Raw genomic sequence first — 12,535 nt, 5'->3', positions numbered from 1 at the left:
TAAAATGACAAAAATATCTTTTAATGCAAATCAAACTGGAGAAGTTTTTGCTCCATATTGGCACAAAGTTATTTGTGCTGGACGGGCAGCAGAAGGTTTAAGAGAAGCTTGGAGAAATCAATTTAAGGAACTGCAAAAGGAAATTGGATTTGAATATATAAGGTTCCATGGACTTTTACATGAGGATATCATGATTTATCGTGAGAATAAGGACGGAAACCCAATATATAACTGGCAATATGTTGATGAACTCTTTGATTTCTTGCTTGAAAATAAAATTCGTCCAATTGTAGAATTAGGGTTTATGCCTTACGATTTGGCATCTGGTGAAAAGTATCAGTTTTGGTGGAAGGGAAATATAACTCCTCCAAAAGATTACGATAAGTGGATAAATCTAATAAAGGAATTAGTGAAACACTTTATAAATAGATATGGAATATCTGAAGTTTTAAAATGGTATTTTGAAGTTTGGAATGAACCCAACGATAATTTTTGGGCTTCTACCTTAGAAGAGTATTGCAAAATGTATGAATATACAGTTAATGCAATTAAATCCATAAATAATAACATAAAGGTAGGGGGGCCAGCAGCTCCTGGTCATGCCACTGATGGGTTTTCTGATATTGTTGATAATTTTATAACTTACTGCGACAAAAACAATGTGACCGTTGATTTTATATCAACCCATCCATATCCCAACAGCTGGCCATTAGATACAGAGGGAAATTGTGTTACAGCGTATAGAGATGAGAATAGCTTACGTACAGACTTAAGCTGGTTGAAAGAACGACTTGAAAAATCATCTTATAAAAATGCAGAAATTCATCTTACTGAGTGGAACTCATCTCCAAGTCCTAGAGATTTGGTACATGATACTGCTTTTATGGCGCCTTTTATTATACAAAATAATTTAAAAAACATTGGTCTTGTAGACTCATTAGGCTTTTGGACCTTTACAGATATTTTTGAGGAGAATGCCGCTGGATCTACAATATTTCATGGTGGTTTTGGTTTAATTAATTTTCAAGGCTTAAAAAAGCCCTCATATTATGGATATTGGTTTTTATCTAAATTAGGTGATGAAAGGCTGACCTGGGGAGACAATTATTTTGTAACCAGAAAAGAGAATAAAATACAAATACTTATATGGAATTACTGTCATTATGAAGAAACTTTTGCAACTGGTGACACAACTGGCTTAACTCAGTATGAACGGTATTCAATATTTAAAGAAAAAAATATCTCTGTGGAGATATCCGTAGATGGACTTGAGGGTGATTACAGGGTGATAAGCTACGCATTTGGAAGAGAAAATGGATCTATATTTGATATCTGGCGTAATAATGGAGCGCCAGCTAGTCCTACTAGTGAGGAATTGGAGATTTTAAAGAAAAATAATGGACCTAAGGGCTCAATAAAGTATATTAAAAATGCGAAAGCTTTCAACAGACAGTTTTTATTAAAGCCACATGATGTTTTCCTAATTGAACTTCATAAACAGCTTTAACATAAGCGGTAAATAACTAAGTACTTTATCTGTTATTTACCGCTTATGTTATCAATGAGCAAATCAAAATCTTATAATAGGTTGCAATTTAAATAATATATTACCATATAGCCCCAAGAATATATTATTCCGTTTAGAATGGAAAAGGCCATTGAGCTGATAGAAAACCAAGCCCTTTCTATAGGTGATATATCACATTCCGTAGGCTACAAGAATCAGCTGATTTTTCTAAAGCATTTAAAGAGGTAGCACAATAAATTCAAATAGAGTTGGATGCAGAGGAAGTATGGCTACTTATAAATCACTTCAAAAACAGTTTAACTACAATTTGCTAATAGAAAATTTAAAACTTATATACTTTTCCTTAAGTCTATATTGTTCTAAAAGCTCCGGACCACAGCTATTTGAACCAATACCTGAGTTTTTGTAATCTATACGCAATATAGTGTTTTCATTTTCTTTTAGCTCATTTGTATGCATAGCTTTTGTAAGCATTTCTGAAGCATAATTTGATACATTAAATTCAAATTCCTTATTTGTTGAAAACTTCAAGCCTACAATTTCAATAATTTTTGTTTTTATATGATTTCCGTGCTCCTGTGGAACAATGTATGGTACATATTCTTCTTTAGCACTACTCTCATACATGCCTATTTTTGAATGATGACACATATCTATATAGTTTTCAGAAGGTCCCATTCCAAAATATTTAAACCTTTTATTTTTCTTTGGAATCTGAAATTCGAAACCTAATCGTGGTAAGTAGACACAGTCTTCCTTTACTTTTCCTTCAAATTCAACCTGGATTTCTCCATTTGATAAAATAGTGAATATATTATTAAATCTTAGAAAAGGTGAACGTGAAATTCCAGCAAGACTACCCTCTACTATAATTCTATTGCCTTCAAGTCTGCAATCGTACACTTTAGAAAACATTTTATTGAAATTTTGCCCGCACCACTGATGTTTTACATTTCTATCGTTATCTGTGGGAGCACGCCAGACAGTCAATTTTGTTATAGCTGCTAGTTTTTCTTCGCCATCTATCACTATACTCTCAAAATTTCCATAATGCTTGTTAAATGTATACAAAAAGTTTGTGCCAATTATTTTTATGCTTTCTTTTTCATCAATAAACTGCAGTTCACCTGCTGAATAATTTTCCTGACTTTGAATATTCACATCTAAAGCATGCTGCTCCATAGCAACCTCATATTTTCCGAGCAGGCTTATATCGAGATAACATCCTAGCTTACAGCTTTCTGGCAAGATAAAATCAAGCTCATATACTTTTGTCTCATGAGGTTCAATATCACAAACTAAATTTCCACTTTTAATAACATCTCCGTCACAGACAATCTTCCAAAGCAATGTATATTCCTTTAAATTTGTAAAATCATAAAGATTTTTTACTGTTAGCTTATTGCCTTCAATGCATGTTTTTATATATTGATAAGCAGCTTTTACTTCTAAAGAACCAGCTTTAAAGCTTCTATCAGCAAAAACCAGTCCATCACAACAGAAGTTATGGTCGTGGGTTGCCTCTCCAAAGTCGCCGCCATATTTATATACTCCATCCACTTCAACGGTATGATCAGCCCATTCCCATACACAGCCGCCTATCAATTTAGGATATTGGTATATTTTCTGCCAGTAATCCCATACGTCACCTGGGCCATTTCCCATGGAATGAGAATACTCACATAAGAAGAATGGTCTCATATCATTATTTTTAGCAAATTTTTCCATATCTTCAATGCCGGTATACATTCTTGATACTACATCAACACCACATTTATCATTTATTAAACCTGATCCTTCATAATGTGCAAGTCTTGATTTGTCTCTGTTTTTGGTCCAAGCGATCATTTCATCATGATTGCTGCCATAGCCACTTTCATTCCCCATAGACCACATTATAATACAAGGATGGTTTTTGTCTCTTTCCACCATTCTCTGAACTCTTTCCAGAAAAGCATTTTTCCATTGCTTTTGTCCGCATATCCAATCTTCATTATCAATATCATATTCATAGCCTGTGTTTCTTGATGTAAAGCCATGAATTTCAATATCTGTCTCATCTACTACATAAAATCCCAATTCATCGCATAAATTAAAAAATTCTGGAGTTGGTGGATAGTGGGAAGTTCTAATACAGTTTATATTCAATTCTTTCATTTTTAGAAGCTCAGCTCTCATGTGCTCATAAGGTGTATAGTGACCTAAGTTTGGATGGGTATCATGCCTATTAATTCCCTTCAATTTTACTGAAATACCATTGATAAGCAGTTCGCCTTTTCCAGATACACCTATTTCTCGCATACCTACTTTAAAAGGAATATATTCACTACAGCTCTTTACTATAACTGTATATAAATGAGGTTTTTCTGCATTCCACAAAATAGGGTTATCTAAAGAAGTTATTTTATTTTTACCATCATAAATAACAAAATCTTTTTCAGAAACAAATATATTCTTATTGGTTACAGTAATTTCAATATCCCTTGCGCTTTCTTTATCCCTGGAAAGCAGATATACATCTCTGAAGATTCCCGACAAACGGAAAAAATCCTGATCTTCCAAATAACTACCAGCACACCATTTTAACACCTTAACTGTCAACTTATTATTGCCTTCATTTACAAATTGAGAAATATTAAATTCACTTTGCAGATGGGAACCTTGACTGTGACCCACATATTTATCGTTTACATATAGATAAAAACAAGAATTCACACCTTCAAATACAATATAAGTATCTCTATTTATCCATTGGGTATCAAGGTTAAAATCTACAGCGTATACTCCGCAGGGATTATCATCCGGTACATATGGCGGGTCAACGGGATAAGGATAATTAACATTGGTATAATAAGGTTTATCATATCCATGCATCTGCCAGTTAGAAGGAACAGGAATCTTGTCCCATTTAGTGATTATATCTGGTACATCGATATCTCTTTCAAAATAAGCAAAATCCCACTGACCATTTAACAGTTTATAATATTTTGAATCGTATTTATTCCCCTCAATGGCTTTTTCCAAGGTATCATAGGGAATATAGTAGGACCTTTGAGGTTCTCTATTTTCTGAAATTAAATTTAAATTTTCGTAACTTCTCATTTTTTCACTCCTCAAATAATTTTATTAATTATAATACTACTACTGTACTATTTTTTTTTAATACATTAAATTGACTAAAATATGCACAAAATGATATAAACTTCTGGACAACTTGCTTAAGATTATAGATAATAATTAAAATGGTATTTAGCATTTTTTATTTAGATATAAAGGTTAAAGCCCTAAATGGGCTTTAACGGGCAGCCTGTGAGGTAAAAGTTCTATATGAATTTTTACGGGTAACTTGTGAGCGGAAGCGAACATCTTAAGTTACCCAGTGCCTGAAGGGGAGCGAACAAGCTCAGGCTGCCTAGTGTTTCCAGTGAAAGGAGAAATATATAATTATGAAAATAGTATCTGCCTATTTTATAAAAGATGATGGAAACTTGGTGAATACACAAAATGATATAGCAATCAATAGTTGTGGAAGATATGAACTTATCAATCTAAAAGAGGTTAAAACCTTTAGACCTGATGGTAGAGATGATTTTCAGTTACTATACATAGCAAAAGGAAGTGCTAATTTTTGTATTAATGGAAAAGAACAGGTGGCAAAGGAAGGCGCTGTAATTATTTATTATCCGGGTGAGGATCAAAACTATTACTACAATATTGAAGATTGTCCCATTGTTTATTGGATTCATTTTTCCGGATTTGATGTAATAAAGATATTAGAAGAAAATAATTTATCTAATGGCAATATTTTTTTTATAGGAATAAATAATTCTCTAACATTAATTTTTGATAAGATAATTAAGGAATTGCAACTAACTCGAATGAATTATTTCCAAATATGCAATCTGTTTACAAAAGAATTAATGACCTTGATCGGCAGATACCTAATAGAATCTGGCTCTGATTTCCATAAACAAAATAAAATTTTAGAAGCTGCTATTGATTATTTTAACGAAGATTTTAATAAATCTATCAATATAAAAGAATATGCAGACAGATGCAATATAAGTTGCTGCTGGTTTATACGCAGCTTTAAAAATTACACTGGAACTACGCCTGCACAATATATTATTAATATAAGAATGGATAAGGCTAAAAGTTTATTAAACAGTAAATCTTTTACTGTAAGTGAAGTAGCAAATATAATTGGATATGATAATCCCTTATATTTTAGTAGAATATTTAAGAAAAATGTTGGAATAGCACCTACAGATTATTGTATGCTCAGAAAATAGGAAGCATATAATTTTATTAACAACGCTAGAGGACTGAATCCTGTATTGAACAGGGCTCAGTCCATTTAATTTGTACATATACATTTGTTGTTATAGTTAGATGCAAGCTTACACAGTCTTCGAAAAATTGATATATAGAATCTAGAGTAAATCCGTCTTAAATAAATTATTAAAATACTTTTTAAAACTACTTGAAAAAGTATTGGGTAAGGAATACAATTAAATTATAGTAAGTAAAAGGGATGGTGGAAATAAAATGACAGAGCACTTTACGAATATATCAAAAATTAAATATGAAGGTAAGGATTCAAAGAATCCTTTAGCTTTCAAGTACTATAATCCAGAAGAAATAGTAGGCGGTAAAACTATGAAGGAGCAGCTTAGATTTACCATGTCCTACTGGCATACATTGACTGGTGAAGGACAAGATCCTTTTGGTGTTGGAACCATGGAAAGACCTTGGACTGGTGAAAAAGATGCTATGAAGCTAGCTAAAATTAGAATGGAAGCAGCTTTTGAATTTATGGATAAGTTAGGAATAGATTATTTTGCTTTCCACGATAGAGATATTGCACCAGAGGGAAAAGACCTCGCTGAAACCAACAAGAATCTTGATGAAATAGTAGCTTACTGCAAAGAATTAATGGAAAGATATAATAAAAAGTTACTTTGGGGAACTGCTAATATGTTCTCTAATCCAAGATTTGTACATGGTGCAGCTACAACCTGTAATGCAGATGTATATGCTTATGCCGGTGCACAGGTAAAAAAGGCTCTTGAGATTACTAAAGAGCTTGGCGGAGAAAATTATGTATTTTGGGGTGGAAGAGAAGGCTATGAAACACTATTAAATACAGATATGAAGCTTGAACAGGATAATCTGGCTAGATTCTTCCACATGGCTGTAGACTATGCTAAGAAAATTGATTTTACTGGACAATTCTTAATTGAGCCAAAACCAAAGGAGCCAACAAAGCATCAATATGATTTTGATGTAGCTACTGTTATGGCTTTCTTAAAGAAATATGATTTGGATAAATATTTTAAAGTTAATATCGAGGCGAATCATGCTACTCTTGCAGGACATACCTTCCAGCATGAAGTTGCATTAGCTAGAATCAATGGAATATTAGGAAGTCTAGACATTAATCAAGGAGATATGCTGCTTGGATGGGATACGGATCAGTTTCCAACAAATATATATGATGCAACACTTCTTATGTATGAAGTCTTTAAAAATGGAGGCATAGCTCCAGGAGGTCTTAATTTTGATGCTAAGGTAAGAAGAGCATCCTTTGAAGCTGAAGATTTATTCTTAGGATATATAGCTGGTATGGACACTCTTGCTAAGGGGCTAAAGGTTGCTCATAAGCTTTTACAAGGTGGAGAATTAGAAAAGTTTGTAGAAGACAGATATAAGAGTTTCACAGAAGGCATAGGCAAGGATATAGTAGAAGGAAAGACAAACTTTGAAGCCTTGGAGCAGTATGCATTAAATAATAGCTGCATAAAAAATAAGTCAGGAAGACAAGAAATGTTAGAAGCTATATTAAATCAATATATATTCAATGAATAATGGTGTAATATAATGTAGAGGCAGAAAATTGCCTCTACATTATATTTAAAAGTGGTGAAAATATGCAAGTAATAGAGAATAGTGATATAAAAACTAATAATAAAAAGAGAATAATTAAGCTTCTAGCTAAGGAAAGAGAACTTACTAAGCTTGAAATATCAAGAAAACTTGATATAAGTGTTCCTACTGTGACAACAATAGTAGGGGAACTTATTGAAGAAGGCATGGTTCTTGAAGCAGGAATGGCAACCTCAACAGGAGGAAGAAAGCCTGTTATAATAAGATTTTTGCCTAATTCTAGATTTAGCATAGGCTTAGAGTTAGGAAAAGAATATGCTAGAGCTGTGCTCACAGACTTAGATGGTAAGATTATTGAAGATAAAAGAAAAGCTTTGGACGTTATAAATGAAGATGAAGTTTTAGATAAGATGAAATGCTTAATTAAAGAAATGTTCGAGAGTAATGAAAATATAAATGGAAAGCTTTTGGGAATAGGATTTTCTCTGCCTGGAATTGTAAATGAAGCAGAGTTAAAACTTGAAATTGCAACTAATTTTAAGCTAAAGAATCTATATTTTAAAGAATTTCAGGATTATTTTAATGTACCTATTTATTTAGAAAATGAAGCTAATGCCGGAGCATTAGGAGAATCTAAGTTAGGTGTTGCAAAAGATCTTACCAATTTAATCTATGTATCTATTACTGAGGGTGTAGGCGCGGGAATTTTAATCAATGAAAGCATGTATAAGGGAAAAGGTATGCGTGCAGGTGAGATAGGTCACATGACTATATATAAAAATGGAAGAGCATGTAATTGTGGTAAAAGAGGATGCTTTGAGACCTATGCATCTAATAGAGCTCTTATTAATGACTATTACGAAGTTACAAATATAAAAACTTCAAATATAGGAGAAATTATCGAGAAATTCCAAAGAGGAGATTCCTCAGCGGCTAAGGTTATCGAAGCATACATTGAAGATTTAGCAGAAGGAATAGGAAATTTAAATTTTATTTTTAATCCAGATTATATAGTAATAGGCGGAGAGATTAGTAAGTATTCTGAAGTATTTCAAAGTAAGCTTGTAGCTAAAATTTTTAATAATAACCAATTTTATAATGAAGGTGATGTAGAAATATTATTTTCTGCATTAGGAAGTGATTCTAATATATTGGGAGCAGCGCTAATACCTATTTTAAAAAATTTTGGGTTCGGAAAAATATAGTATTTTCACTGGTTATGGAGGTGGGAAAATGAATTTTTTAGGAATTGATTTAGGTACGTCCTCAGTAAAAATAATTGTGATGGATGAAGAAGGAAAGGTAATTGCCAGCTTGTCTAAGGAGTATCCAGTATTTTATCCAGAACAAGGATGGGCAGAGCAAAATCCAGAGGATTGGTGGAATGCAACAAAAGAGGGGATAAAAGAACTAATTGAAAAGAAACAAATAAATGGAAAAACTATAAAATCCATTGGTTTTAGCGGACAGATGCATGGACTAGTTACATTAGATGAAAATGATAAGGTATTAATGCCTGCAATACTTTGGTGTGACCAGAGAACGGGCGAGGAATGTGAGTATATTACAGAAGTAGTAGGCAAGGATAAGCTTTCTAAATATACAGGAAATAAGGCATTAACAGGTTTTACAGCGCCTAAGATATTATGGATTAAGAAGCATAGACAAGAAGTGTATTCTAAAGTTAGCCATATACTGCTTCCTAAGGATTACATAAGGTTTAAATTAACTGGGGAGTATGCTACAGATGTATCCGATGCTTCTGGAACACTTCTTTTTGATGTGGAAAATAGAGTATGGTCTAAAGAAATGTTGAATGCTTTAAAAATCTCTGAAGACTTGCTGCCAAAATGCTATGAATCATCACAGGTAACTGGAAGTATTTCTAAGGAAGCAGCCCTAGAGACTGGACTTGAGGAAGGAACTCTTGTAGTAGGCGGCGCAGGAGATCAGGCTGCAGGAGCCGTTGGTACTGGAACTGTTGAAAGTGGAATTATTTCCGTTGCAATGGGAACCTCAGGTGTTGTTTTTGCTTCTCAAAAAGAATATGCTGTGGATAGCGAAAATAGATTACATTCTTTCTGTCATGCCAATGATGAATGGCATGTGATGGGAGTTATGTTATCTGCAGCTTCATGCTTAAAATGGTGGGTAGAAGCTGTAAATAAAGGCAATTCAAAGACATTTGACGAATTATTATATGAAGCTGAGAAGATACCGGCAGGCAGCGAAGGATTAATATTCTTACCTTATCTGATGGGAGAAAGAACACCCTATAGTGACCCTTACGCAAAAGGATGTTTTATAGGACTTAATATAACTCATACTAGGGCTCATATGACTAGGGCTATTTTAGAAGGAGTAGCTTTTGGACTTAAAGATTCTTTAGAGCTTGTTAGAAACTTAAATATTCCTATTAATGAAGTAAGAGTTAGTGGTGGTGGAGCTAAGAGCAAGCTTTGGAGACAAATACTTGCGGATATATTTGAGACAAGAATAGATATGATAAATTCAGTGGATGGACCATCCTATGGAGCGGCTATACTTGCTGCAGTAGGAGCAGGAAAATTTGATTCTGTAAATGAAGCTTGTAGTAAGTTGATTAAAGTTACAGAAAGTGTTTATCCAAATAAAATGAATATAGATAAATATGAAAGAATGTATAGGGTATATAGTAGTCTATATAGTAGGCTTAAGGATACATTTAACGAAATATCATAGTAAGATAAAAGGCTATTGGAATTCTCCCATAGCCTTTTATAGATTATTTTTTGCAACTTGAATTCCAAAAATGTTGATAAGAATAAGATATAAGGGGGAGAAAAATGGAATTATTGAATATTGAAATACCTGACAAAAGGCATGATTTATTTTTTGAGAACCCTATAATGAATTGGGATGAAGCGCTGCCATTGGGAAACGGACTTATAGGATGTCTTTTATGGGGAGACGGTAATCCTATTAGCTTAAGCCTTGACAGAGGGGATTTATGGGATACAACACCAGCCCCTGAAACTCTTGATACAGATTTTACATATAAAGAGTTGATAAGATTAGTGAAAAATCAAGATGAGGAAGGAATAAGAAAAAAATTTGATGACTGTTATTCAAGGGTAACGCCTACAAAAATTCCTGCAGGCAAGCTTGAGATAAATTATGGAGCAGCTGCTGATAGGGTAAAAAGCTGCCTATCACTTGAAAGTGCATTGGCTGAAGTAAAACTGTATTTTGGAGCAAAATGTTCTCAAATAAAAACATTTCTTCATGCATCAAAAGCATTTGGATATATAGTTATAACTGGAGATGCAGTAATGCCAGAGGTGAAAATTACAGCACCAAAGTTTGGTGTAAGAAAAGAAAATGAAATAGATAATATACTTTCTGAAAAAGGGATATCAAATAGTTCTCTTAAACAGCTTAAGTATCCTCCAGTAGAATGGGAAGAAGAAGATTCTCTTAATTGGTTTGTACAGAAGACTAATGAAGGACTAGAGTATGGTATAGTTCTAGCACAGAAGAAAGTGGAAGACAGACTTGAATTGTGCTATTACATTGCCTCAAATAATGATTCTACCAAGGACTGGCTGGAGGAAGCAAAAAACAGGGTGATAAATGCATTGAAAAATGGGTTTGATAAAAACTTTAAAGAACATGCTGGATGGTGGGAAAATTATTGGCAAAAGAGTTCCATTTTCTTGCCTGATAAAGAATTTGAAAAACAATGGTATTTAACAAATTATCTTTTTGGATCATGTTCGAGAAAAGGGGCACCGCCAATGCCGCTGCAGGGCGTATGGACTGCTGATAATAGACAGCTTCCCCCATGGAAGGGGGATTATCATAATGACCTTAACACTCAGATGAGCTATTATCATTATTTTAAAGCAAATCACATGGAAGAAGGAGAAAGCTTTATTGATTTTTTATGGAACCTTGTGCCTCAAGCACGAAAATTTGCAAAGACATTCTTTGATGCTCCCGGGCTTTGCTTGCCTTCTGTAATGAGTATTGATGGTAAGGCTTTAGGAGGCTGGCCAATGTACAGCATAAATCTTACAAATCAAATTTGGCTATGTCAGTCCTTTGAAAAGCATTGGAGATTTACTGGAGATGATGAGTTCTTAGGAGAAAAGGCCTATCCCTATTTCAAAGAGACAGCTCTTTGTATACTGAGATGGCTTGAGAGCGATAAAGACGATAAATTGATATTGCCATTGTCTAGTTCTCCAGAATTACATGATGACAGCCTTAAGGCTTGGCTCACTCCAAATAGTAATTACGATTTGGCTCTGCTTAAATACCTATTTAAGACTCTTTATGAAATGTCTAGTATACTAAATAACGATGACATAAAAAAGTGGCAGGAAATAGTTAACAGATTACCTGGACTTGCAGTAAATGAACATAATGTATTGATGTTAAGCCCGAATGAATCACTTACTAAAAGCCATAGACATTTTTCACATGCAATGGCTATACATCCTCTTTATCTCATGGACTATAACGGATGTGATAGAGACAAACAGATTATCGATGCTACAGTAGAAGATCTTGAAGTATTGGGTACAGGCTGTTGGGTAGGATTTTCATTCACATGGATGTCGGAGCTTTATGCGGTTCAAGGCAATGGAGAGGGCGCTGCTTATCAGTTAAAACTTTTTTGGGAGAATCTTTGTTCACAGAATGGATTTCATCTGAACGGTGATTTTAAAAGGCGAGGAATATCTTCTTTTCACTACAGACCTTTTACCCTGGAAGCCAATATGTGTGCAGCGGATGCATTGCAGGAAATGCTTTTGCAGACAAATAGCGGAGTAATTAGAGTGTTTCCTGCAGTTCCTGATGCATGGAAAAAGGAAGGTGTTTCATTCAGAAATTTTAGAGGTGAAAATGGAGTTTTAATTTCTTCTGAAATGAAGAATGAAGAGGTTAAACATATAAAGCTGAAAGTTGAAAAATCAGGCGATTTACAGATAATGAATTCATTTGGAAAAGATAAAGTTATTGTAATAAATTCTTTAGAAAAACAGATTATTGATTGTAGAGCAGGAGATATATTTAATATCAGTGTTAAAAAGGGTGAAGAATATACAGTAATAAAAAGTTAATTTTCAATGATTT

Annotated in this window: 7 protein-coding genes; 6 read left to right on the top strand and 1 reads right to left on the bottom strand. The window is 33.6% G+C overall.

What is annotated here, in order from left to right:
* Positions 1-4 precede the first annotated feature (4 nt).
* Positions 5-1,507, top strand: coding sequence for a GH39 family glycosyl hydrolase (locus JK636_RS02450; RefSeq protein WP_202747242.1), 1,503 nt, complete (start codon positions 5-7; stop codon positions 1,505-1,507).
* Positions 1,508-1,828: 321 nt separating this feature from the next.
* Here JK636_RS02450 and JK636_RS02445 read toward each other — a convergent pair whose 3' ends face one another.
* Positions 1,829-4,630, bottom strand: coding sequence for a glycoside hydrolase family 2 TIM barrel-domain containing protein (locus JK636_RS02445; RefSeq protein ID WP_202747241.1), 2,802 nt, complete (start codon positions 4,628-4,630; stop codon positions 1,829-1,831).
* 344 nt (positions 4,631-4,974) lie between these two features.
* Here JK636_RS02445 and JK636_RS02440 point away from each other — a divergent pair, with 344 nt between their 5' ends.
* From JK636_RS02440 to JK636_RS02420, 5 genes are all read left to right on the top strand, one after another.
* Positions 4,975-5,820 (top strand): AraC family transcriptional regulator, encoded by an 846-nt coding sequence (locus JK636_RS02440; protein ID WP_202747240.1) that lies wholly within the window; start codon positions 4,975-4,977, stop codon positions 5,818-5,820.
* Between the two features lie 256 nt (positions 5,821-6,076).
* Entirely contained in the window at positions 6,077-7,396 is a 1,320-nt protein-coding gene (gene xylA / locus JK636_RS02435) for a xylose isomerase (RefSeq protein WP_202747239.1), read from the top strand.
* A 62-nt stretch (positions 7,397-7,458) separates the two neighbouring features.
* The gene (locus JK636_RS02430) at positions 7,459-8,619 is read left to right on the top strand and encodes an ROK family transcriptional regulator (protein WP_202747238.1); all 1,161 of its coding nucleotides are present in this window, start codon (positions 7,459-7,461) and stop codon (positions 8,617-8,619) included.
* 28 nt (positions 8,620-8,647) lie between these two features.
* On the top strand, positions 8,648-10,135 hold the full coding sequence (xylB, locus tag JK636_RS02425; protein WP_202747237.1) for a xylulokinase: 1,488 nt from the start codon (positions 8,648-8,650) through the stop codon (positions 10,133-10,135).
* A 104-nt stretch (positions 10,136-10,239) separates the two neighbouring features.
* Entirely contained in the window at positions 10,240-12,522 is a 2,283-nt protein-coding gene (locus JK636_RS02420; RefSeq protein WP_202747236.1) for a glycosyl hydrolase family 95 catalytic domain-containing protein, read from the top strand.
* The last annotated feature ends 13 nt before the right edge of the window (positions 12,523-12,535 follow it).

The organism is Clostridium rhizosphaerae, assembly GCF_016765585.1.
GTDB lineage: Bacteria > Bacillota > Clostridia > Clostridiales > Clostridiaceae > Clostridium_AT > Clostridium_AT rhizosphaerae.
The sequence above is the reverse complement of the archived record's forward strand: the minus strand, read 5'-3'. Positions and strand labels throughout refer to the sequence as shown.

Coding starts and splice junctions, on each gene's coding strand:
- xylB (WP_202747237.1), top strand. CDS start 8,648: ATGAATTTTTTAGGAATTGATTTAGGTACGTCCTCAGTAAAAATAATT.
- JK636_RS02450 (WP_202747242.1), top strand. CDS start 5: ATGACAAAAATATCTTTTAATGCAAATCAAACTGGAGAAGTTTTTGCT.
- JK636_RS02430 (WP_202747238.1), top strand. CDS start 7,459: ATGCAAGTAATAGAGAATAGTGATATAAAAACTAATAATAAAAAGAGA.
- JK636_RS02440 (WP_202747240.1), top strand. CDS start 4,975: ATGAAAATAGTATCTGCCTATTTTATAAAAGATGATGGAAACTTGGTG.
- JK636_RS02420 (WP_202747236.1), top strand. CDS start 10,240: ATGGAATTATTGAATATTGAAATACCTGACAAAAGGCATGATTTATTT.
- xylA (WP_202747239.1), top strand. CDS start 6,077: ATGACAGAGCACTTTACGAATATATCAAAAATTAAATATGAAGGTAAG.
- JK636_RS02445 (WP_202747241.1), bottom strand. CDS start 4,630: ATGAGAAGTTACGAAAATTTAAATTTAATTTCAGAAAATAGAGAACCT.